General features: G+C 68.7%; 23 protein-coding genes. 11 read left to right on the top strand and 12 right to left on the bottom strand.

The genetic code is table 11. From position 1 onward, the window contains the following. Positions 1-67: 67 nt before the first annotated feature. From LBN7_RS10930 to LBN7_RS10910, 5 genes are all read right to left on the bottom strand, one after another. Positions 68-1,714: an ABC transporter substrate-binding protein gene (locus tag LBN7_RS10930; protein ID WP_116633596.1), complete on the bottom strand. Its 1,647-nt coding sequence runs from the start codon at positions 1,712-1,714 to the stop codon at positions 68-70. 67 nt (positions 1,715-1,781) lie between these two features. After that, on the bottom strand, positions 1,782-2,741 hold the full coding sequence (locus LBN7_RS10925; protein ID WP_116633595.1) for an ABC transporter ATP-binding protein: 960 nt from the start codon (positions 2,739-2,741) through the stop codon (positions 1,782-1,784). Continuing rightward, positions 2,738-4,621, bottom strand: a complete 1,884-nt coding sequence (locus LBN7_RS10920) for a dipeptide/oligopeptide/nickel ABC transporter permease/ATP-binding protein (protein ID WP_407359631.1) — start codon at positions 4,619-4,621, stop codon at positions 2,738-2,740. The genes LBN7_RS10925 and LBN7_RS10920 overlap by 4 nt, the downstream gene beginning before the upstream one ends. After that, the gene (locus LBN7_RS10915; RefSeq protein ID WP_116633593.1) at positions 4,618-5,601 is read right to left on the bottom strand and encodes an ABC transporter permease; all 984 of its coding nucleotides are present in this window, start codon (positions 5,599-5,601) and stop codon (positions 4,618-4,620) included. The genes LBN7_RS10920 and LBN7_RS10915 overlap by 4 nt, the downstream gene beginning before the upstream one ends. 36 nt (positions 5,602-5,637) lie before the next feature. After that, positions 5,638-6,708: a Gfo/Idh/MocA family protein gene (locus LBN7_RS10910; RefSeq protein ID WP_407359630.1), complete on the bottom strand. Its 1,071-nt coding sequence runs from the start codon at positions 6,706-6,708 to the stop codon at positions 5,638-5,640. 180 nt (positions 6,709-6,888) lie between these two features. Between LBN7_RS10910 and LBN7_RS10905 the strand changes: the two genes are divergently transcribed. The 6 genes from LBN7_RS10905 to LBN7_RS10880 all read left to right on the top strand — a co-directional run bounded on the left by LBN7_RS10905 (position 6,889) and on the right by LBN7_RS10880 (position 13,936). After that, the gene (locus tag LBN7_RS10905) at positions 6,889-7,833 is read left to right on the top strand and encodes a zinc-binding dehydrogenase (RefSeq protein WP_407359629.1); all 945 of its coding nucleotides are present in this window, start codon (positions 6,889-6,891) and stop codon (positions 7,831-7,833) included. A gap of 94 nt (positions 7,834-7,927) precedes the next feature. Next, positions 7,928-9,211 (top strand): ABC transporter substrate-binding protein, encoded by a 1,284-nt coding sequence (locus LBN7_RS10900; protein WP_407359628.1) that lies wholly within the window; start codon positions 7,928-7,930, stop codon positions 9,209-9,211. Between the two features lie 58 nt (positions 9,212-9,269). Beyond that, positions 9,270-10,184 carry a carbohydrate ABC transporter permease gene (locus tag LBN7_RS10895; RefSeq protein ID WP_165807970.1) on the top strand — a complete coding sequence of 305 codons (915 nt, stop codon included), beginning with the start codon at positions 9,270-9,272 and terminating at the stop codon, positions 10,182-10,184. Between the two features lie 14 nt (positions 10,185-10,198). Further along, complete coding sequence (locus tag LBN7_RS10890) at positions 10,199-11,119, top strand: carbohydrate ABC transporter permease (protein WP_341947164.1); 921 nt, start codon at positions 10,199-10,201, stop codon at positions 11,117-11,119. A gap of 1 nt (position 11,120) precedes the next feature. Beyond that, the gene (locus LBN7_RS10885) at positions 11,121-12,857 is read left to right on the top strand and encodes a glycoside hydrolase family 9 protein (protein ID WP_407359627.1); all 1,737 of its coding nucleotides are present in this window, start codon (positions 11,121-11,123) and stop codon (positions 12,855-12,857) included. Between the two features lie 26 nt (positions 12,858-12,883). Further along, entirely contained in the window at positions 12,884-13,936 is a 1,053-nt protein-coding gene (locus LBN7_RS10880; RefSeq protein ID WP_407359626.1) for an NADP-dependent oxidoreductase, read from the top strand. On the opposite strand, the gene LBN7_RS10875 is transcribed toward LBN7_RS10880, so the two are convergent. After that, positions 13,867-14,328 (bottom strand): MarR family winged helix-turn-helix transcriptional regulator, encoded by a 462-nt coding sequence (locus LBN7_RS10875; RefSeq protein WP_116633585.1) that lies wholly within the window; start codon positions 14,326-14,328, stop codon positions 13,867-13,869. The two genes, LBN7_RS10880 and LBN7_RS10875, sit on opposite strands and share 70 nt — an antisense overlap. Before the next feature lie 110 nt (positions 14,329-14,438). On the opposite strand from LBN7_RS10875, the gene LBN7_RS10870 reads away from it, so the two are divergent. After that, positions 14,439-15,629 (top strand): MFS transporter, encoded by a 1,191-nt coding sequence (locus tag LBN7_RS10870; RefSeq protein ID WP_407359625.1) that lies wholly within the window; start codon positions 14,439-14,441, stop codon positions 15,627-15,629. An 11-nt stretch (positions 15,630-15,640) separates the two neighbouring features. Here LBN7_RS10870 and LBN7_RS10865 read toward each other — a convergent pair whose 3' ends face one another. Together LBN7_RS10865 and LBN7_RS10860 are read right to left on the bottom strand one after the other, a co-directional pair. Then, positions 15,641-16,312: a GPP34 family phosphoprotein gene (locus LBN7_RS10865; RefSeq protein WP_407359624.1), complete on the bottom strand. Its 672-nt coding sequence runs from the start codon at positions 16,310-16,312 to the stop codon at positions 15,641-15,643. A 124-nt stretch (positions 16,313-16,436) separates the two neighbouring features. Next, positions 16,437-17,084 carry an MIP/aquaporin family protein gene (locus LBN7_RS10860; protein WP_116633582.1) on the bottom strand — a complete coding sequence of 216 codons (648 nt, stop codon included), beginning with the start codon at positions 17,082-17,084 and terminating at the stop codon, positions 16,437-16,439. Between the two features lie 234 nt (positions 17,085-17,318). Here LBN7_RS10860 and LBN7_RS10855 point away from each other — a divergent pair, with 234 nt between their 5' ends. Then, a complete protein-coding gene (locus LBN7_RS10855; protein WP_341947159.1) occupies positions 17,319-17,534 on the top strand; it encodes a multidrug transporter in 216 nt (71 codons plus the stop codon). Between the two features lie 10 nt (positions 17,535-17,544). On the opposite strand, the gene LBN7_RS10850 is transcribed toward LBN7_RS10855, so the two are convergent. Both LBN7_RS10850 and LBN7_RS10845 read right to left on the bottom strand, forming a co-directional pair. After that, the gene (locus LBN7_RS10850) at positions 17,545-18,123 is read right to left on the bottom strand and encodes an isochorismatase family protein (RefSeq protein WP_407359623.1); all 579 of its coding nucleotides are present in this window, start codon (positions 18,121-18,123) and stop codon (positions 17,545-17,547) included. A gap of 81 nt (positions 18,124-18,204) precedes the next feature. Beyond that, positions 18,205-18,636 carry a MarR family transcriptional regulator gene (locus LBN7_RS10845; RefSeq protein ID WP_341947157.1) on the bottom strand — a complete coding sequence of 144 codons (432 nt, stop codon included), beginning with the start codon at positions 18,634-18,636 and terminating at the stop codon, positions 18,205-18,207. Between the two features lie 70 nt (positions 18,637-18,706). On the opposite strand from LBN7_RS10845, the gene LBN7_RS10840 reads away from it, so the two are divergent. Beyond that, positions 18,707-19,102, top strand: a complete 396-nt coding sequence (locus LBN7_RS10840; protein ID WP_407359622.1) for a hypothetical protein — start codon at positions 18,707-18,709, stop codon at positions 19,100-19,102. Here LBN7_RS10840 and corA read toward each other — a convergent pair. Both corA and LBN7_RS10830 read right to left on the bottom strand, forming a co-directional pair. Then, positions 19,099-20,115 (bottom strand): magnesium/cobalt transporter CorA, encoded by a 1,017-nt coding sequence (gene corA, locus LBN7_RS10835; RefSeq protein ID WP_407359621.1) that lies wholly within the window; start codon positions 20,113-20,115, stop codon positions 19,099-19,101. The genes LBN7_RS10840 and corA overlap by 4 nt on opposite strands. A 40-nt stretch (positions 20,116-20,155) precedes the next feature. Then, positions 20,156-21,439 (bottom strand): serine hydrolase domain-containing protein, encoded by a 1,284-nt coding sequence (locus tag LBN7_RS10830; protein WP_407359620.1) that lies wholly within the window; start codon positions 21,437-21,439, stop codon positions 20,156-20,158. Between the two features lie 96 nt (positions 21,440-21,535). Between LBN7_RS10830 and LBN7_RS10825 the strand changes: the two genes are divergently transcribed. Together LBN7_RS10825 and LBN7_RS10820 are read left to right on the top strand one after the other, a co-directional pair. Continuing rightward, positions 21,536-21,850, top strand: coding sequence for a DUF2470 domain-containing protein (locus LBN7_RS10825; protein WP_341947152.1), 315 nt, complete (start codon positions 21,536-21,538; stop codon positions 21,848-21,850). A 51-nt stretch (positions 21,851-21,901) separates the two neighbouring features. After that, positions 21,902-22,549: a heme oxygenase (biliverdin-producing) gene (locus LBN7_RS10820; protein WP_407359619.1), complete on the top strand. Its 648-nt coding sequence runs from the start codon at positions 21,902-21,904 to the stop codon at positions 22,547-22,549. The last annotated feature ends 1 nt before the right edge of the window (position 22,550 follow it).

Genomic DNA, 22,550 nt, shown 5'->3' with positions numbered 1-22,550 from the left:
TTGGTGAGTGGGCCGTTCGACGGGCTCAGGAACCGTGCGGTCCTGAGCCCGTCGAAGGTCTACTCGGTCACTTGGGCTGGAGCTCCAGCGCGACGACCGGGTTGACGAAAGCGCCCCAGTACGGGTCGTTCTCCTCGGGCCAGCCGGTGGCTTTCTTCTCGCTCCACCCGGCGTAGGCCTGGTAGTACGAGAGGACGAGCCATGGCATCTCCTCGATGAACTGCTCCTCCAGACCCGTGACGGCGGCGGTGCGCTCGTCGTCGGTGGTCGCGGCGAAGTAGTCGGCGAAGTACTGCGCGATCTCCGGGTCCTCGGTGCGCTGGATGTTCTGGTACGTCGGGATGGCCTCGCCGATCGGCAGCGAGTAGGCGGGGTTCATCCACGAGTCGTACAGGTTCACCGCGAGGATCTGCGTCGCGATCGGGTAGCCGATCGTGGCCTGGAACTCGCCCTTGCTGGTGATGCCGTTGATCGCCTCGACGGCGACGCCGTTGACGTCGACCTTGAAGCCGGCCTCCTTGAGGTTCGACTGGATGATCTGGGCGGCCGCGACCTGCTCGGTGAACGCCTGCGGGATCGTGATCTCGAAGGCCAGCTGCTGGCCGTCGCGCTCGTAGTACCCGTCGGAGCCCATCGTGAAGCCGAGCCCCTCGAGGATCTTCTTCGCACCGTCGACGTCGTACTCGTACACCTCGTCCTCGAGGCCGGGCGCGATGGCATCCTCGAACACGGGCAGCGGGAGGCCGCCCTTCCAGGTCGCCGCCGGTCGGTTGGCGACGTCGGCCACCTGCTGGCGGTCGATCGCAAGGCTGGCGGCCTCGCGGATCTCGCGCTCGTTGAACGGGAAGCTCTGGTTGTTCGTGATGAGACCGTCGGCGCCGACGACCGACCACAGGATGTGGAAGTCGTCGCTGCGGGAGAGGAACGTCTCCTCGACGTTCGCCATGTAGCAGCTGCACCAGTCGACGTCGCCCTGCACCATGGCCTGCGAGACCGCCGTGTTGTCCTTGTACGGGACGAAGCGCAGGCCGTCGATCGCGGGCTTGCCCTTCTGCCAGTAGTCGGGGTTCTTCGTGAGCGTGTAGCTCTCCGGCGTGAACGTGTCGAGCATGAACGGACCCGTGCCGACCGGCTTGTCGTCGGCGTACCCGGCGACGTCGTCGACCTCGCCGTACACGTGCTCGGGCACGATGCTCAGGTAGATGATCTTGTCGAAGAAGTTCGCCGACGGGGTGGCGAACGTCAGCACGACGGAGTGCTCATCGGGCGCGGTGATCGTGTCGAACTGGATGCCGGTGAGGTTCAGCTCCGGGTGGTCCTTGATGAGCTGGTAGCTGTAGACCACATCCTCACTCGTGAAGTCCTCGCCGTCTGTCCATTTCACGCCGTCGCGGAGCTGGAGCGAGAGCTCGGTGCCCTCGGTGTTCCACTCCCACTCGGTCGCCAGCCACGGCTTGAAGTCACCGGCCTTGGTGGTGTTGACCTGCACGAGGGGCTCGTAGATCATGCCCTCGGAACCGAGCTGGTACGCGGTGGTGGGCAGGTAGGGGTTGAAGACCTGCTGCACGGAGGCGGACGAGCGGCCGACCGTGAGGATCGTGTCGCCTCCCCCGGAGTTCGATGCGCCGCTGGGGGCGCAGGCGGCGAGGCCGGTGATGAGGGCGGCGACCGCCAGGGTGGCGATGGCCGCTCGTTTCGACGTGCGCATGGGCATGCCGACTTCCTTTCATTGAGACTGCGAGGACACTGCGGGGGACATGAAGGAACTGCGGAGGTGCTCGTCAGAGCACGCCTGTGCCCTCCTTCCCCTCGATGCGGTTCTCGGTGAGGAGCCGGGCGACGCTCTCGTCGTCGTCCCACTCCCGGGCCCAGTGGATGCCGTCCGCGGCATCCGCCACCGTCGGGTCGGTCTCGCTCACGAGCACCTCCGGGTGGCGAAGTCGCCGGTCGACGTCGACGACGAACGGCTCCGACCGCGGGTCGGGCGCGGCTCGGACCAGGAGCTGCGTGTACGGGTGGATCGGCGCCGCGATCACGTCGCCGCTCGGCCCGCGCTCGACGACGCGCCCGTTGCGCATGACGACGATCTGACCGGAGAAGTGCCGCGCCGTCGCGAGGTCGTGCGTGATGTAGAGGACCGCGAGGTTGCGCTCGAGCTTGAGGGCGTCGAGCAGTTCGAGGATCTCCATCCGGATCGACACGTCGAGCATCGAGACCGGCTCGTCGGCGATGAGCACCTCGGGGCGGGGCGCGAGCGCCCTGGCGATGGCCACGCGCTGACGCTGACCGCCCGAGAGCTCGTGCGGGAACTTGTCGAGGTACTCCGACGACAGGTTCACCGAGTCGAGGAGCCGCTCGAGCTCGGTCTGCTCCTCCTTCGCGCCGCGCACGATGCGGTGCACCCGCAGCGGGCGGCGCAGGTGGTGTCGCACGGTGCGCAGCGGGTTGAGTGAGGCGAACGGATCCTGGAACACCATCTGCACACGGGAGCGATAGGCGCGGACGCCCTGCTGCCCGCGCGGGACGACCTCGTCGTCGAGCCGGAGCTCTCCCGACGAGGGGTCGGTGATGCGCAGGATCATCTTCGCCATGGTCGACTTGCCGCTTCCGGACTCGCCGACCAGCGCCACGGTCTCGCCAGGACGAACGGTGAGCGATACCCCGTCCACCGCGCGCAGCGTGCTGCCGCGACGACCGAGGTGGTAGTCCTTGGTGAGGTTCACCGCATGCAGGGTGGTCATCGTGCTCCCACTTCCTCGGAGGCGGTCTCGCCGTCCTCCGCGATGTAACGACCGCCTCCCGAAACCGGCGCGTCGCCGCGGAGGCTGGGGAACGACCGCAGCAGGTGTCGGGTGTAGTCGTGCTCGGCGTTCGCGAGCAGCTCCTCGGGAGTGTTCTCCTCGACCAGGCGCCCCTTGCGCATCACGCCGACGCGGTCGCTGATCTCGAGCAGCAGGCCCAGGTCGTGCGTGATGAACAGCACCGCGAAGCCGAAATCGTGGCGCAGGCGCGCGATCTCGTCGATGATGCTGCGCTGCACGATCACGTCGAGCGCCGTCGTGGGCTCGTCCATGATGATGACGCGCGGCTTGAGTGAGAGTGCCATCGCGATCATCACGCGCTGCCGCATGCCGCCGCTGAGCTGATGCGGATAGCTGGCGAGCCGGATCGGGTCAATGCCGACCGTGCGCAGCAGATCGCCCGCGCGCCGGCGGCGCTCCTCCCGGCTCAGGCCCAGATCGTGGTCGATGAAGATGTCCTCGATCTGGTCGCCGACCGAGATGACCGGGTTGAGCGCGTTCATCGCGGACTGCAGCACCATAGCGATCTCGGACCACCGGAACGCCTTCAGCTCCCGGTCGTCGAGACCGAGCACGTCGATCTGCTCGCCGTCGCGGCCGGTGTACATGATCTCGCCGCCCGCGATGATGGCCGGCGGGCGCAGCAGACGTGTCACGGCGTAGGCGAGGGTCGTCTTGCCCGATCCCGACTCGCCCGCGAGACCGACGATCTCGCCGCGGTGCAGGGTCAGGCTGACGTCGTCGACGGCACGGAAGGCCCCGTCGCGCGTCTGGTACTCGACCGACAGATGGGAGATCTGCAGCACGGCCTCGCCCGCGACGAAGGCGATGTCCTCGTCGAGGTCGCGACGCGGCTTGCGGAGGTTCAGCAGCGGCTGACGGGGACGCTTGAACTGCGTCTTGGTTCCGGCCTTCGTGCCGAGGCCCGCCGCCCGCAGACGCGGGTTGACGAACTCATCGATGCCGAAGTTCACCAGGGCGAGAGCGGTTCCGACGACGGCGATCGCGAGCCCCGGGGGCACGAACCACCACCACGCGCCGAACAGGAGCGCCGAGCTGTTCTGCGCCCAGTAGAGGATGCCGCCCCACGACCATTCGGTCACGTCCGTCATGCCGAGGAAGGCGAGACCCGCCTGGGTCAGGATGCCGCCGGTCACGGTCGCGAGGAACGACGACGCCACGATCGCGAGCATGTTCGGAAGGATCTCGCTCCAGATGATGCGGAAGGTGCGGTCGCCGGCGACGCGCGCGGCCTCGACGAAGTCACGGTTGCGGAGCGACAGCGTCTGCGCCCGCAGCACGCGGGCACCCCAGGCCCAGCCGGTGATCGAGATCACGATGATGATGCCGATCGAGCCCGTGCTCGGCAGATATCCGGCGAGGATGACCACCAGCGGCAGGCCCGGGATCACGAGGAAGATGTTCGAGAGCACCGAGAGCAGCTCGTCGCCGAGCCCGCCCACGTACCCCGCTGTGAGGCCGACGATGAGCGACAGCGCCGTGGCGAAGAAGGCGGAGACCACACCGACGAACATCGAGATGCGGGTGCCGTAGACCATCTGCGCGAACAGATCCTGACCGGTGTGCGTCGTGCCGAGCCAGTGCTCGGGCGACGGCGGCAGCAGCACCTCGGTGCTGACGGCGCTCGGGTCGGTCGTGACGACCATCGGCCCGAAGATCGCGACGAGCACGAAAAGCAGGAAGACGGTGCCGCCGACGACGATCTTGGCGGAGCGGAGTCCGTGCAGCCAGTCGAGGTTGCGCCCCTTCTTGGGAGCGGGCTGAGGCGCGGCGAGGGTGGCGGTGAGCGGGGTCGTCATCGGCGGGCCTCCTGACGGGTGCGGGGATCGAGCATCACGTAGGCGAAGTCCGCGACGAGGTTCGCCACCAGCACGGTGATGGTGATCACGAGGAAGATGCCCTGCATCAGCGGGTAGTCCTGCTGCTGGACCGCCTGGAACAGCGTGTAGCCGAGTCCCGGGTAGTTGAAGACGACCTCGGTGACGATCGATCCGCCGACGAGGAAGCCGAGCGACATCGCGAAGCTCGCGAGCGAGGGCAGCACCGCGTTGCGTCCGGCGTAGGTGCTCATCACCCGCCGGGTCTTGAGACCCTTGGCCTGCGCGAGGAGCACGTAGTCCTCGCTGAGGGTGGTGACCATCATGTTGCGCATCCCGAGGAGCCAGCCGCCGATCGACGACACGATGATCGTGATCGCCGGCAGCATCCCGTAGGAGATGACGCTCCCGATGAACTCCAGGTTGAACCCCGGCATCAGCCCTGGCTCATATCCGCCCGACAGCGGGAACCATCGCAGCAGCACGGCGAAGACGTAGACCATGATCAGCCCGAACCAGAAGTAGGGGATCGACGAGATGAAGGTGGTGGCCGGCACGAGACCGTCCATCCACGAGCCGCGGCGCCAGCCGACGAGCATGCCGAGCCCGACGCCGATCACGAAGCTCAGCACGGTGCAGATGCCGATGAGCGACAGCGTCCAGGGCAGCCCCTGCAGGATCATCGTCGACACGGGCGCGGGGTACGCGCTGATCGACACCCCGAGGTTGCCGGTGAAGATGTTGCCCCAGTACTCCCAGTACTGGTTCCACAGGTTGGCGTCCCCCTGGCCGAACAGCTGCCGGAGCGCGTACACCGCCTCGGGGCTCAGCTTTCCCTGGAACCGCGTGAGCATCCGCTCGATCGGGTCGCCCGGCATCATTCGGGGGAGGAAGAAGTTGATCGTGATCGCCGCGAAGGCGGTGATCAGATAGAACAGTCCTCGCCGCAGGAGCACTCTCATGCCACGGCCTCTCTCATCGCTTCCATCTCTCTCACGTCAGTAGGTCGAAACGATCTCGCCGGCGGGCGTCCAGAGTCCCTGGTCGAGCCCGCGCTGGAGCGGGTTGTCGAACACGTCCAGCGGCAGCCGCACGGTGCCGCGGCGCACGCTCGACTCGTAGGCGGCGAAGATGATCTCCGCAGCAGCGAGTCCGTGGTGGGCGTGCAGCACGGGCTCTTCGCCCGTCGTCAGACAGCGGGCGAGGTCGGCGAGAGCGAGGGCGGTCTGCTCGATGATCGCGGTGTCGACGCCGCCGAGCTCGATCGCGAAGGCGGGGTCGACGGATTCCGCGATCTCGCGGGGCTCGCGGCCGTCGGCGTGCACGAGCGCGCGCCCGCCGAAGATGTCGACGCGTCCCCGCGTGCCCTGCAGCACGATCCCGTTGTCGCCGAGCGCATGCAGGCGCTCATCGCGTCCGGTCGTGATGATCGCATCGATGCCGCTGTCGAAGCGCACCTTGACGATGCCGGCCGTCTCGGTCAGCGCCCCGTAGACGCGCTTGCGTGCGGCGACGTCGATCTGCGCGAGCACCGAGACCGCCCGCGGGTCCCCGAGGTGCAGCCGGATCAGGTCGAGCGTGTGCGATCCCCAGTCGAAGAGGTTCGCGCAGTAGCCCTGCGCGCCGGTGAGCTCTCCGATAACGCCGTCCTGCACGAGTTCCCGCACCTCGCGGTGCATGCGGTCGAAGCGTCGCTGGTGGTTGACGGTCAGGGCGACGCCCGCGTCCGCGGTCGCCGCGACCAGATGGCGTGCGTCGCCGTACGTGAGGGCCATCGGCTTCTCGCAGTGGATCGCGCGCACCCCGTGCGCGATCGCGGCGTCGACGACGGCGCGGTGCACGGCAGCCGGCGCGCAGATGCTCAGCAGGTCCACGCGGTGGTCGGCCAGCAGGGCTGCGAGATCGGTGTACGCCCGGGCGTCGTGGCGGGCCGCGAGAGACGCGGCGGCATCCGGATCGACGTCGCTGATCGCGACGATGCGCATCCCGGGGATGCGGGAGAGGCCGAAGGCGTGAACTGCTCCCTGCGCACCCGCGCCGAGAACGGCAGCGGTGAGGGCCGCCGTCATCGCGGCCCGTCCGTCAGGGGGAACTGGTACACTATGGCCTCTCCTTCGAGCGTTTGTAGTAGTCCATTGAAATACCACTGAGGGCCAAGCTAATACGCTTCTATGATGAGTGCAACCACTTGCTGTCCAATTGAGACAAGCCGGTGAGTGGTCCGCAGTCACCCGTCGGAGGAGAATTCCATGCTCATCAGCCAGGTAGTCGGTCCGCGCCGGTCCGAGATCGTCGAGGCGCCCGATCCGATCCCGACGCCCTCCCAGGTGGTGATCGACGTGCTGGCATGCGGCGTCTGCACGTCCGATCGCACGCCATGGCGCGAGCACGGAACGCCGGAGAAGCCGGTACGGCTCGGCCACGAGACCGTCGGCCGGATCAGCGCGGTCGGCGACCCCGCCGGACGCTGGCAGGTGGGCGAGGTCGTGACCGGTCTCGGCGGCGACGGCTTCGCCACCCGGGTCGCGCTCGACGCCGATTCGATCCTGCGCGTGCCGGCGGGGTTCGCGCCGCAGCATGTGATCGGAGAGCCACTCGCCGACCTCGAGGAGGCGCTCTCCCGCAGCGGCATCCGTCCGGGTGATCGCGTCGCGGTCGTGGGGCTCGGCTTCATGGGCCTCGGCCTCGTCCAACTGGCCGCGACCCGCCTGCCGGGACTGCTGGTGGCCGTCGACCCGAATCCGGCCGCGCGCGCACGCGCCCTGGCGCTCGGCGCGCATGAGGCCTATCACCCCGATGACCTGCCGGGTGAGTTCGTCTCATCATCCGGCCGGCGCGAGCAGCGCATGGACGTCGTCGTCGAGGCCACGGGGGTGACCGCCGCGCTGCGGACCACGTCCTCGCTCGTGCGCCCGTACGGCACCGTGTGCATCGTCGGGTACCACCACACTGGCGACGCGCCGATGGACATGGAGCTCTGGTACAAGGGCGCGACGATCGTGAACGGCTTCTCCCCCGAGCGCCCGCGCACGGTGCGTGCGATGCGCGAGGGCCTCGCGATGATCGCCGACGGCCGCTTCAGCTACCTGCCGCTCATCACCCACACCTTCGCCCTCGAAGACGTGGATCGGGCGTATGAGCTGATGGAGGAGCGTCCTGCCGACTTCGTGAAGGGCGTCGTCGTATTTAGTTAGAGGTCTTTTACATACCAGTATTGACCACTTAGAGTCCGAGACACTACCATTCAGGGAATCGCCGGTATCCGACCGGCCGACAAGGAGGTCTCCCGTGCAGAAGCGCGTGTCCATCCCCCTGGCCGGAGCCAGTGCCGTCGTGCTCGCCGTGAGCCTCGGGGCCTGCGCGAGCAGCCAGCCCGCCAGCGACCCGAACCAGATCGTCGTCCAGACGAACTGGACGGCGAGCCAGGCGCAGAACAAGCCCCTGTTCGCCGCCTTCGAGGCGTTCACCGAGGAGACCGGCATCGAGGTCAAGGTGCTCGAATCCGGCGACAACCTGAACCAGGTCTACGAGACCTCGCTCCTCGCCGGCGAAGAGGCCGACGTGCTGCTGGTCGGGCTCCTCGAGAAGCAGCTCGACTGGGCGATCAACGGCGCCGTGGTGCCCGTGAACGACTACATCGAGGAATGGGGCATCGCCGACCGGATCCCCGAGGACGCGCTCGTGGACTGGACGGATGCCGAGGACAACGTCCGCGCCTTCCCGTACTCCGGGTTCACGTGGCCGTGGTGGTACAACACCGACCTGTTGACTCAGGCCGGTGTCGAAAGCGTCCCCACCACGACCGACGAACTCATCGACGCGACGAAGAAGCTGCGCGCCGCCGGCATCGCCCCGGTCGCGCTGGGCGGTATCGACTGGTCAGGGCAGAAGATCTTCCTGCAGTTCCTCGAGATGTACATGTCGACCGACGAGGCCAAGCAGGTCTACGCGGAGGGCGGCACGTGTGACAACCCCGAGGCCATGAAGGGCATCGAACTGCTCGTCGAGCTCCGCGACGCGGGCGTCTTCGTCGACGGCGTCGAGGGATACACGGCAGACCAGGCGCAGGCCGCGTACATGGACGGACAGGCCGCCATCGCTCCGATCGGGTCGTGGGCGTATCCGTCCGCCTCGGACGAGCTCGCCGCTGCCACGGTGCTCGGCGGACTCCCGGTCGCCGACGGCGCGCCGTTCGACAAGCCCCTCGCCTACCGCGGCTCGACGTCCGCCGGGTGGTGGATCAGCCCCAACGGCGAGGAGAAGATCGACGCGGTCGAGCAGCTCATCACCTACATGTACGGCAACGACGTGCTCAAGGGCATCCTCGACGAGGGCGGCGTGATCCCGGTGGCCGACTTCGGCGGCGACACGTCCGGCGTCACCTCTCCACTGCTCGCCCAGTCTCTGACCGAGCTGCCCGAGGCCGTGGACTTCCCCGTGATGCCCGACATCTACGTGCCGGCCGACGTCTCCAACCCCATGTACCGCGCGACCTCGGTCGCCTTCACCCCCGGCACGGATGCCGCGACGATCTGCCAGACCGTCGACGACATCTACGCCGCCGCGAAGTAAGACCGCCGGGGCGGTCCGGCGCATCCGCCGGACCGCCCTCCCGACTGCTGGAGCATCCATGACCGCCCTGTCCCCCGACGTCGTCGCGCTTCGGCGCCGCAGATCCCGCCGACGGAGCGAGATGCTGCAGCTGTCGGCAACGCTCCCCGCGCTGCTGTGGTTCCTCGTCTTCACGATCGGACCCCTCGTCAGTCTCTTCTACTTCTCCACCGTCAACTGGCGAGGGCTCATCGCCCCGCGCACCCCCGCCGGATTCGAGAACTTCGTCCGCCTGGCCGGCGACCCGGTCGTGTGGCTGGCGACCGGCAACACGATCCTCCAGCTCGTCGTCACCCTGCCGATCGTGGTCGTGGGTGCGTTCATGATCGCGTACTACCTGAACCTGAAGCCCCGCGGCCACCGGTTCGTCCGCGCCCTCATGTTCACGCCCGTGCTGCTCTCGGCATCCGCCCTCGCCATGGTGTTCATCGGCGTCTTCGCGCCGAAGGGCATGATCAACGGCTTCCTCGAGATCCTCGGTCTCGAGCAGTTCGCCCGCCCGTGGCTCGCGAACGGCGACAGCGCGATGCTGTCGATCATCATCGTCACCATCTGGTGCAGCATGTCGGTGTCCGCGATCATGCTCGCCGCGCGACTCAACTCCATCGACGCCTCGGTCTTCGAAGCCGCCGAGATCGACGGGTGCGGCCACTTCCGCCGCATGTGGAGCATCGCCTGGCCGATGTGCCGGGAGTTCGTCGGCGTCGTCACGATGCTGCAGTTCCTCTGGACACTGTTCTCCTCCGCCGCCGTCGTGCTGCTGCTCACCAAGGGCGGCCCCGGCAACGCCACCGCCACCCTGTCGTTCCTCGTCTACGACTTCGCCTTCAACCAGTCGAAGGTCGGATACAGCCAGGCCGTCGCCGTGGTGCTGTTCGTCGTCGGCGTCGTCGGCATCCTCGTGATCCGCCGCGCGTTCCGGCAGAAGTACTGAAGGGATCCGACGCCATGACCACCACACTCGAAGCCCCCGCTCCCTCCCGCACCACGGCATCCGCCCCTCGCTCCACCCCGCGTCGTCGCACGCGCGGCGGCGCTCTGGCCCGCACCGGTCCCTCGAAGTACTTCGCGCACGCCGGCGTCTGGCTGTACGTGATCCTGCTCGCCGCTCCGCTCTACTACCTGCTGATCTCGGCGTTCAAGCGCAACACCGACATCTTCAACCAGCCGTTCTCGCCTTTCACCCCGCTGACGCTCGACAACTTCGGGCTGGCGTTCTCGCAGGCGTCGCTCGGCACGGCCCTGCTGAACTCGGCGTACATCACGATCGGTGCGGAGGTCCTGACGCTCGCCCTCGCAGTGCCGGCGGCGTTCGCGCTGGCGCGCGCGAAGGGCTCGCTCGGACAGATGGTGGAGCGGATCTTCGCGCTCGGATTCCTCATCCCCGGTTTCGCGGCGCTCGTGCCGACCGTGCTGCTGTCGATCGCGATGCATCTGTTCCACACCCGCGAGTTCCTCATCCTCTTCCTCCCCGCGTCGGCGATGCCGTTGACGGTGATCCTGCTGACGCAGGCGATGCGCGCGGTGCCCGCCGAGCTCGAGGAGTCGGCCGTGCTCGACGGCGCCGGCCCCCTGCGGGTGCTGTGGTCGGTCTACGTTCCGCTCGCCGTGCCGACTCTCACCGTCGTCGCGATCCTCAACTTCCTCTCCTTCTGGAACGAGTACTTCTTCTCGCTCGTGATCATCGGGCCGGAGGCGACGCTGCGCACCGCGCAGGTGGCGCTGCCCACACTCTCGATCGCGAACGCCGCGCAGTACGGTGTTCTTGCCGCCGGCATCCTCATCACCCTGATCCCCGCCTACCTCGTCTACGCGGTGTTCGCCGAGAAGATGGAGAACGCGGTCCTCGCCGGAGCACTCAAGGGCTGACATGCGCATCCTCATCGATCACCTCGGCTACGACACCGGGGCACCCAAGTCCGCACTCATCGAGCTCGCCGAGCTCGGGTCGACGCCGCACGTGGAGCTGCTGTCCCTCGACGACGGCTCCCGCATCCGGCTGGAGGCGACACCGGTGGCGGCGGTGGACGCCTGGCGAACGGGCGCATACTCGCGCGTGGACTTCGACGCCGTCGATTCACCCGGACGCTACGTCCTCGCGGCGGCGGTCGATGACGAGGCCGTCTCGTCGGAGCCGTTCACGATCGGCGAGGAGCGGCTCGCCGCCGGCACGCTCTCGGACATCCTCTTCGCCTTCAAGGCAGGGCGCTCCAGCGGTGAGATCGAACGGAAGGATGCCGCCGCCCTGCGGTACGGCGACGACTCCGGCTTCACGGTGGATGCCCGCGGCGGGTGGCTCGACGCGAGCGGCGACACGAGCAAGTTCCTCAGCCACCTGACGTACTCGCCGACCATGAGCCCGCAGCAGATCCCCCTGTGCACGTGGGCGTTCCTCGAGGCGCGCGACCAGCTGGCGACACGGCATCCGCGGTTCCATCGGGCACTCGGAGCGCGGCTGCGTGACGAGGCCCTGTTCGGCGCCGACTTCCTGGTGCGCTTCCGCACCCCGGAAGGCGCGTTCTACAGCGGCATCTTCGACGCCCTGACCAAGCAGCTCGACGAGCGGGTGATCAACGCGCCGCTGCCGGAATGCGTGCGCACCGACCGGTACCGGGCGTCGTACCGCGGCGGCGGCGGGCTCGCGATCGCCGCGCTGGCGCGGGCGTCGCGGGAGAGCGCGCACGGCGACTTCACGTCTGCGGAGTACCTGGCCGCTGCCGTCGGGGCCTTCGACGACCTCGAGATGCACAACGACGACTACCTGTTCGGGCTCGATCTCGAGACCGGGGAGCTGACCGAGAGTGCGGAGTCGATCGTCGACGACCACTGCGCGCTGCTCGCGGCATCCGAGCTCGTGGCGGCTGTCGGACCCGATGAGCGCACGCGATTCGCCGCCGCGGCGGACCGCCGCGCCCTCTCGCTGATCGAGCGCTATCGCGCCGGAGCCGACGGCGCGGCCGGATGGTTCGAGGCCTGGCACGACGGACGCCCGTACTTCTCGGCGGTCGAGGCCGGACTCCCGGCGATCGCCCTGCTCCGCTACGCGGCGCTCGTGCCGGCCGGCGCCCACGTCGGGCGGGCGCGCGCCCTCGCCGTGCAGCTCGCGAAGGACCTGGTGGATCGGACGGACGCCGTCGCCAATCCGTTCGGCTACCCCCGGCAGCGCGTGCAGCCGCGCGGTGGTGCGCCGAAGGACGCGTTCTTCTTCCCTCACGACAACGACACCGGCTACTGGTGGCAGGGCGAGAACGCGAACCTCGCCTCGCTCTCGTTCGCAGCCGCGATCGTCGCAGATCTCCCGGAGTGCGATGCCGATCTTGCGGCGCGACTGCGTCGCTTCGCCGCCGATCAGGTGCACTGGGTGCTCGGCCGGAACCCCTTCGACGCCTGCATGCTCCAGGGGCGCGGCCGGAACAACGTCGAGTACACCCCGGACTTCCCGAACCTGCCCGGCGGCATCGTGAACGGCATCACCAGCCACCCCGACGACGAGCAGGGCATCGCCTTCCTGACATCGGACACCGCCGAGGGCCCCGACTCCTGGCGATGGGCGGAGCAGTGGATCCCGCACTCGGCCTGGTTCCTGCTCGCCGTCAGCGCCGGGTGAGCAGGGGATCCTCCTAGGCTGTCCCCATGACCCTCGCACCGACGGATGCCGCGTCGAGACGCGTCGTGTTCCACCGGTTCGGGGGCCCCGAGGTGCTCGAGATCGAGCATCGGGCGGTCCCCCGTCCCGCCGCGGGTGAGGTTCTGGTGCGGGTGGCCGCGGCCGGTGTGAACCCCGTCGACTGGAAGCTGTTCAGCGGCGAGCCGATGCACGATCCGTACGAGCGGAGCCTGCCATCCGGCAACGGGTACGACTTCTCGGGCACCATCGAAGCTGTCGGAGACGACGTCACCGGATGGCGCACGGGCGAAGAGGTGTTCGGCGGGCTCCGGTACCACGCGCAGGCCGACCACCTCGTGATCGACCCCGCGCTGCTCGTCCGCGTGCCGGAGGGGCTCCCGCTCGTCGTCGCGGGAGCGCTCAACGTCGTCGGCCGCACGGCCGTGGCGAGCGTCGAGTCCCAGCGGATCGGCGCGGGCGACGTGGTCCTGGTGAGCGGCGCGGCCGGTGGCGTCGGCATCCTCACGGCGCAGCTCTGCGTCCTTCGGGGTGCCCGGGTCATCGGGACGGCCGGTCCGCGCAACCACGCGCTGCTGCGGCGCCTCGGCGTCCATCCGCTCGCCTACGGCGACGACCTCGCCGACGCGGTGCGGGCGGCGGCGCCCGGCGGGATCACTGCGGTGCTCGACACCGTCGGTCACGGCACGGTCGACCTCGCTCTGGCCATGGGTGTGCCCGCGGATCGCATCAACACCGTGGCCGACTACGAGGCGCGCTCTCGGCATCCGGTCCGCGGCATCGGCGGGGCGAAGGCCGGCGCGCGGGAGCTCACGATGGTCGCTCAGCTGATCGCCGACGGCAGCGTCGAGCTGCCGATCGACTCGGTGCATCCGCTCGAAGACGTGCGTATCGCGTATGCGCGATCGATCGCCGGACACGCCTCCGGCAAGATCGTGATCTCCCTGACGCCCAGCGTCGGGATCACCCCGACCGGTGAGTTCGCAGCGCCTCAGCGGGTGACGAGCGCGGGGAGCGCGACGCCGTTCAGAGCCTCGACCACGGGAGCGAGCTCCGGCTGAGCAGCCGCATCGTCCAGAGCGCGGCGGAGCGTGGCGTCGTGGATCGGGTGGGCGCGCTCGTAGAGCTCCCGACCGGATGCCGTCAGCTCGGTGTAGATGCCACGACGGTCGTCGGCGCACAGCACACGCGTGAGCAGCGCGCGGTCCTCGAGACGGTTCACGAGCCGCGTCGTGGCACTGGGGCTCAGGGCGGTCGCCCTGGCCAGCTGCTGCATGCGCATGTGCCAGCCGTCCTGACGCTCGAGCGCGTCGAGCACGGTGTACTCCACGACCGACAGGCCGACCGCGTCGGCGAGGGCGCGCTCGAGTTCTGCTTCGATCAGGCCGTGCAGCGCAGCCAACGTCCGCCACCCCTGGGCGCGCACTTCGACGGCGTCGTCTGCGATTCCCATCCGCACTCCTCAGATAGTTGCTTGCGCTTTATAGTTGCGTGTGCAAGCATTGTGCTTCGACGCGCAATATCCGGCGTCTGCAATCAAATCACTTTATCAGGAGAATCGTCATGCCAGTAGGACTGATCGCCCTCGCCATCGGGGCGTTCGGCATCGGACTCACCGAGTTCGTCATCATGGGCTTGCTGCCGGAAGTCGCGACCGAATACGGCGTCACCGAATCCGCGGCCGGCTGGCTCATCTCCGGGTACGCGCTGGCCGTCGTCGTCGGCGCCCTGCTGCTGACCGCCGCGACCACGCGCCTGCCCCGCAAGCCCGTGCTGCTCGGCCTCCTCGTGCTCTTCATCCTGGGCAACGCGCTCACGGCTCTCGCTCCCGACTACGGCACCGCCATGATCGGCCGGATCATCGCCGCCCTCTGCCACGGAGCGTTCTTCGGCATCGGCTCCGTCGTCGCGGCGGGCCTGGTCGCCCCGGAGAAGAAGGCCGGAGCCATCGCGATCATGTTCACGGGCCTCACCGCCGCGAACGTCTTCGGCGTGCCGTTCGGCACGTTCCTCGGCCAGGAGTTCGGTTGGCGCTCGACGTTCTGGACGATCTCCGCGATCGGCGTGCTGGCCTTCATCGGCATCGCCGCACTCGTGCCTGCCCTCCCGCGGCCCGACCAGAGCATCAGCCTGCGCCAGGAGCTGCGAGCGTTCCGATCCGGCCAGGTGTGGTTCTCGCTGGTCGTCACGATCCTCGCCTTCGGCGGAATGTTCGGTGCGTTCACGTACATCGCGTACACGCTCACGGAAGTCAGCGGCTTCGCCTCCTCGGCCGTGCCGTGGCTGCTGGTGCTGTTCGGCGGCGGACTCGTGCTCGGCAACTGGCTCGGCGGCCGTCTCGCCGACCGCGCCATCGACCGCACCCTGATCGTCTTCATCGCCGCGCTGGTCGTGGTGCTCGCTCTGTTCGCGTTCTTCGCATCGTCCGGGATCGCGACGATCGTCGCGCTCTTCCTGATGGGCGGGTTCGGATTCGGCACCGTGCCGGGCCTGCAGAGCAGGGTGATGCAGTACGCGGGCGGCGCGCCCACGCTCGCCTCCGGCGCCAACATCGGCGCGTTCAACGTCGGCAACGCCCTCGGCGCCTGGGCAGGAGGCGTGGGCATCTCCGCCGGCCTCGGATACACCTCGCCGATCTGGCTGGGCGCGATCATCACCGCGGTCGCGCTGGTGGTCATGCTGATCGCCGCCGCGCGCACTCGCGTCCCCGCGGAGTCCGATCGGCACGCGACGGCCGCCGCCGTGGCGTCCTGACGCCGCGGTGATCAGCCGGTCGTGGTCGCCACGATGACCGGTGTCATCGCGGCCATCAGCGCCGCGGCGATCGCCGTGTTCACGGCCTTCGTGACGGCATCACCGGCCGCCGAGCCCGCGACCAGCTGCTCGATCCGCTTCTTGAGCTGACCCGCCGACGCCCCGGTCGCCTCGTTCTTGAGGATCGGATGCGCCGCGTTCATCCCCTGCAGGATGGCGAGGATCGTCACGTCGGCCAGGGTGGGCGCGGCCGATCCCGACAGCACGGCCGCGAGGCGGGAGCGGATCAGCATCTCCGGCCCGGGGTCCGACTCGGGCGTGCGCAGCGAGCCCCACCCGAAGAAGCCCCGCTCGCCGCGCACGAGAACGCCCTGTGCGACGAGCGATTCGACGACCTGGTCCAGCGGATCGAGCCTCGAGCGCATGAGGAGCGACTGCAGGCGCTTGCCGCTCAGGGGAGCGAGGCGCGCGAGCGCCGTGTCGAGGACCGGGTCGCCGATCGGATCGGCGGAGACGACCTGCACGGCCGGGTTCTTCTCCTCCGTCACCACGACGCGGTCGTGGAGGGAGAGGTCGACGATGACGGCGGCGATCGCGCCGAACAGACGGTGCACGCTCGCTGCGCTCTCGACTCGGCCGTCGGGCCGGGTGAGCAGCAGATGGAGCTCCTCGACGATCAGCATGGCTTCACGGTACGTCGCCGCGTCGGTGCCCGCATCCCCCGCGTGGCGGACATCGCTCGACGGAGAGGCCCGCACGCAGAAGCGCCGCGCCCTCGCAGAGGACGCGGCGCTTCATGGCAGCGGGTTACTCGCCGGCGATCTTCTTGGCGTCGTCCGCGTTGAGCACGCGGAACAGGATCGCGGCGATCACGGCGCCGACGACCGGGGCGACGATGTAGAGCCACAGCGAGCTCCAGGCGAAGTAGCCGCCCACCGAGAGACCGAGGGCCACGGCCGGGTTGAAGCCGCCGCCCGAGATCGAGCCGACGGTCGCGGCACCGACGAACACCGTGGCACCGATCGCGAGGCCGTAGAAGGAGTTGCCCTCGGTGCCCTTCGCGGTGGCGGTGTTGAGGACCACCCAGACGAGGATCAGCGTGAACAGCGCCTCGACGAGGAAGGCGGGGCCGATCTCGATGACCACGGCCTTTCCGCCCGCGGGCCAGACCGCGAGGCTGGCCAGTGCGGCCAGCGCGCCGCCGATGAACTGAGCGATGAGGTAGGCGATGAAGTCCACGACGCTCAGGCCGCCGCGCAGGAAGACACCGACCGAGACGGCCGGGTTCAGGTGCGCGCCCGAGATGTGGCCCGTCGAGTAGACGAGGACCATGAGGGTGAAGCCGATCGCGAGCGGCGTCAGCGGGCTTTCGCTGTTCACCGCGGCGATGATGGCGAGGACGAAGAGGAAAGTCGCGAGCCCTTCGGCGAGCGCCTTCCGTGCGGTACCGGTCATGAGAGAACCCGTTTCTTGTGTCAGGTCGTGAAGCGATCCCCTCGATCGCCCCTGCCGGAGGCCGGCGTACCGTCCTTCGTGCGACGACAATATATCGGTGCCGGGCGAACGGATGACCGCGCCGCGCGGTGTTTCTGTGAGAATCCTGAGTGCGCATCCGGACCCCGCTGTCAACCCCATCGCCGCGGGGCACGGTCGGAACATAGCTTTCGACGATGACGACCGAGGAGAGCCATGAGCACGCCTGATCACCCATCCGCAGACGACGAGACGTTCGAGGAGAAGCGCCACGACCAGCTGACCGCGGCGCCCGATGCCACCGAGGCCGATGCTGCGCCGCGCATCGAGGTGAGCGAGCACGACGGGAACACCCGGATCGACATCGCCCCGGATGCCCCGGTACGACCTGGTCCCGGACCGGGCGTCGAGACCGGCGACGAGGGGGACTGAGCCGCTCCGCTCAGGCGACGGCGCTCGCTCCGATCCTCGTCTTCGTGTCGGTGATCGTGGCGAATCCGCGGGCCGAGAGGATGCTCTCGGTGCGGCGCATGATGTCGTCGCCCGACACTGCGGCGAGCGCACCCCGGCTCGGGATGGCCGAGGTCGTCGTCGCGTCGGTGACGAACTCGACGTCGAATCCGAGGTCGGCGGCCACGCGCGCCGTCGTCTCGCAGCACTGCTCGGTGCGGATGCCGCAGATCACGACCCGACGGATGCCGGTGCCTTCGAGCCGCTCCTGGAGATCGGTCGACGTGAAGGCATTGATCGTGGTCTTCGTGACCGCTGCCTCCTCGTCTCTCGGGCCGAGCTCCGAGATCACGCGCACGAACCCGAGCGCGGGATCGAAGACTCCCCCGGTCCCTGGTTCGGAGTGGGTGATCCACACGACCGGGTCGCCGACGGTCCTGGCGTGCTCGACGAGGTGGGCGATGTTGTCGAGCACCGCCGGGTTCGCGGTGGCCGCCCAATCGTCGGCTCTCTGGCGGAAGGACTCCTGGGCGTCGATGACGAGAAGGGCGGTGTCGGAGGATGCGGTCATCCGTTCAGCCTCGGTCCGCCCGCCGCATCCGGCAAGACGCGGAACGGTCAACGAAGGGAGGGATCCCGCCAGTCCTCGCGCTCAGACCCCGGTACCGGGCTCACGCCCGAGACGGGTGATCATGTCGAGGAACGCGTCGCGCTCCTCCTCGGCCAGTGGCGCCAGGAACAGGGCCTGCGCCCGTTCGACGACGGCGTCGAGCCGCGCGAGCTCGTCGCGCCCTCGCGCGGTGAGGGAGACGAGATTCCGGCGCCGGTCGGTGGGGTGCGCGGCGCGCACGATGAGCGCGCCCTCTTCCAGCGCACTCAACGCGACCGAGACATCGCTGCGATCGAGACCGGTCACGCGCCCGAGCTCGGCTTGGCTCACGGCGCCTGCCTCTTCGAGCGCTGCGAGCAGGCGGTAGTGATACGCGCGCGCTCCCGCATCGGCGAACAGCTCCTGCAGAAGGGAGTGTGCACGAAGGTGCGCGCGGCTCACCTGCCACGTCGCCCGACCGTCGAGACGTCCCATGCCACCACACTACTCGTTGGCCCCACCTACGATCTGATATCGTTGGCGTCACCAACTATTAGGAGGAATCATGCTCCCTTTCGGCTCACAGCTCATCGGACAGACGGAGAAGGCCCTGACCGCCCTCCTGCGAACGGTGCTGATCGACCGGCAGCTCTCCGAGCGCGAGTGGGTCACCCTGCGCCTCACCTCGCAGTTCGACGGACCTGACGCTCTTGCCGAGACGATCAGGGACAGAGGGCAGTTCGCGGACGCGGCCGACCTCCTGTCGGGCCTCGAGAGGCGCGGCCTGATCGTCGACGACGCGCTCAGCGTCGCCGGAGCGGACCTGGTCGACGAGATCGGCCGCGAGATCAGAGCCCTGACCGAGCCGATCTGGGCGGGCATCGACGCGGCCGATGCCGAGGCCGCCGCGCGAGCACTCCGCAGTGTGCTGGCGCAGACGACGGTGCTCCTGCGCGGCTAGAGCCACCCCTTGCGCTTGAAGGCCGCGTACAGCCCGATCCCCATGGCGAGCATCAGGCCGATCGCCATCGGATAGCCGAGCACCCAGTGCAGCTCGGGCATGTGGTCGAAGTTCATGCCGTAGATCGTGCCGACCAGCGTCGGCGCGAACAGGATCGCAGCCCATCCGGAGATCTTCTTGACCTCGTCGTTCTGACGGATGCTCAGCTCGGTCATCCGCCGCATCTCCTCGTTCTGCCGGCGTGCGACGATGGTCGACTCGACCGTCAGCGCGTTGTCCAGCACCGTGCGGAACGTGGTCGCGCGATCCGTGACGCGCAGCGTGTGGTCGAGGACATCGCGCAGGTACTTCTGGAGCTCCTCGCTCACCCGGTACTTGTCGGATCCGCGCAGCAGCGCCTCCAGCATCCCCGACAGCGGCTGCGTCGCACGCTGGAAGTCGATGACCTCCCTGCCGAGGTCGTAGATGCGCTGGGTCGCGTCGACATCCTCCTCGAACAGCTGACTCTCGATCTCGTCGATGTCGTTCTCGAGCCCCGCCAGCACCGGCGTGTACTCGTCGACGACCTCGTCGAGGATGGCGTAGAGCACCGCCTCGGGCCCGTGGCCGAGCAGCGTCGGATCGCTCTCCAGGCGCCTGCGCACCCTCCCGAGATCGGGAGACTCGGCGTGCCGGATGGTCACCACGAAATCAGGGCCGACGAGCACGTGCACCTCGCCGAACTCGACCTCCTCCGAGGCATCGAGATAGCGCGCCGGTCGCAGCACCATGAACAGCACGTCACCGTAGCGCTCCAGCTTCGAGCGCTGATGGCCCGCGAGCGCGTCCTCGACCACGAGGGCATGGATGCCGAACTCGTCGGCGACCTCGCGGATCTCCTCCTCGCTGGGACGGTACAGGCCGATCCAGCTCATCCCGCCGCGCTCGCGCATCCGCTCGAACGTCTCGCTGAGGCTCTGCAGATTCTCGGTGCGGACGCCGTTCACATAGATCGCGTTGTCGATGATCGCCATCGTCGCCGCCCCTCGCTCGCTCTGCCGGATGCGCCGCAGATCACTCCACGGGCGGGTCGACGCAGACGAGCGCGGCGTCGATGATGGCCTGGTGGTACTGACCGGCCGTGAACGGCAGGCCGAACTCCGGAGCGGTCTCCCCGGAGGCCGCCGGCGCCTTGGACGCGATCGCCGCGAGCTCCCACGAGAGGTACTGCGCGAAGAGCGGGCCCGCCGTGGAGTCGTTGAGCACGACCGCCACCGTGAAGCCGGTCGCCGGGTCGGAGTACGCCGCCGTCGCGTAACCCGGGGTCCAGCCGTGCTGGCCGACCAGCGAGCCGACGAGATAGGCACCCCCCGTCGCCTGGTACCAGGAGGGGGCGTCCGCGGCTACCGGGAGCGGTGCACCGAAGCGCGCCGGCTTGTCCTTCGTGCGGAGCACCTGAGCCGCTTCCGCCTGTGCGTAGCGGCCGAGGTCGGTGATCGTCGAGACGACACCGGAGTCGGTGAAGCCCGAGCTCGACGAGAGCTCGGTGATGTCGACCGGTGCGGCGCAGCCGTATCCGCCTTCGACGACGTTGATGAAGTGCCCGTTCATCGACGGCCCCGCGGACGGCGGAGCGGCGGTGGGGCCGGGAAGCGACGTGCTCGGGAGGCCGAGGGGCTCGGTGACGTACTCGGCGATCAGCTCGGATGCCGTCATGCCCGAGGCGCGTTCGAGCGCCAGGCCGAGCAGCAGGTAGCCCGAGTCCGAGTCGCGGTAGGTGGTGTGCGCAGCGACTCGCGGACGCCCCAGCCCGAACCCGGCGAGCTCCAGGGGAGCCCAGACGCGGTCGGGGGTGTTCAGCCAGGCGTTCTTCACGGTGGCCTCGGACGATCCGGCGCCGCTGGTGCCGTTGCAGAGGTCGAGCAGGGTGATGTCCTGCATGTCGGCGACGCCCGACACATACTTCGGGACCTTCGCGTCGAGCTTGACCGTCCCCTCGTCGGCGAGGGCGTAGAGCACGTCGCAGGTCATCAGCCGCGTCACGTCGGCGATGCGGAAGGACATCTCGGTATCGAGCGGCGTCTCACCGCTGCGCTCCTGCGTGCCGCTCGCCGTGACCCAGCTGCCGCTCCAGGGCACCCACACCCCGACGATGGCGCCGGAGGCGCCCGAGGCCGCGATCGCGCTGTCGACCGCTTCCTGCATCGCGGCGACCGTGTCGTCGGGCAGTGCGCCGTCGACCTGCGCGGGTGGCGTGTAGGTGAAGGTCTCACCGGAGGAACAGCCGGTGAGGACAAGACCGAGCACGGCCGCAGTGGCCGCGACGGCGCGCCACCGGCGCGACGAGAGATGCTGCATGGAAAGTACCCCCGAAGACGTGTCTCCCGAGTCTAGAACGCGGATGCTGAAATTCTGCACCGGCGGCCCCTCCGGCGGGCGTCCTAAGGTGTGAATGTGCCCCATGCCTTCGATGCCGATGTGATCTCCGCCGTCCTCCGACACATGAACGGAGACCACACCGACGACAATCTCCTCATCGCCCGCGCGTTCGCCGAACCGGCCGATGCGACGATCACGGATGCCGTGATGGTCGGCTTCGACGGAGACGGCGGGGTGTGGGAGATCACCCGTGACGCCGCGGTGTCCGAGCTCCGCGTGCCGTGGCCGGGCGGCCCGATCGATGACCGGCCGGCCGTGCGCCGCGAGGTCGTCGCGCTCTACGATGCCGCGTGCGCACGCCTCGGGGTCGAGCCGCGTCCGCACGCCTGATGCCACATATCCGACTTCCGCAGGAGGTTAGGTAAGCCTTACACTGATCCCATGTCCGAGATCCTCTCCTTCTCCGCCGCCTTGCGCGAACGATCCTCCGGGTCGCATTCCCGCAGCGAGGGCGCCGGCTTCATGTCCGACCTGCTGAAGGGCGAGGGCTCGCGCGAGGACTACATCTCGCTGGTCTCGCAGCACTACTTCATCTACGAGGCGCTCGAGGGCGCCGGCGAGCGGATGCGGCAGGACCCCGTGGCATCCGTCTTCCTCAGCGACAAGCTGACCCGCCTGCCCGCGCTCGAGGCCGATCTCGAGTTCCTGCTCGGGGCCGACTGGCGCGAGCGCATCGCGCCGCTTCCCACCACCGAGCGCTACGTCGAGCGCATCCGTCAGGTCGGCGCGACCTGGGCCGGCGGATTCGTCGCCCACCACTACACGCGCTACCTCGGCGATCTCTCCGGCGGCATCTTCATCGGCCGCGTGATGGCGCGGCGCTTCGGGTTCGAGACGAACGGCATCGGCTTCTATCTGTTCGACGACATCGCCGACCCGGCGGCCTTCAAGGACGTCTACCGCGAGCAGCTCGATGCCGCCCCCTGGGATGACGCCGAGCGGGAGCGCGTGATAGACGAGGTCCTGCTCGCCTACCGCTTCAACACCGAGCTGTTCGAAGACCTCGACCGCGCGCGCGTCGCCGCCTGAG

It is taken from the genome of Microbacterium sp. LBN7, from assembly GCF_045690345.1.
In the GTDB taxonomy this organism is placed as follows: domain Bacteria; phylum Actinomycetota; class Actinomycetes; order Actinomycetales; family Microbacteriaceae; genus Microbacterium.
This window is presented reverse-complemented; position numbering and strand designations above follow the sequence as displayed.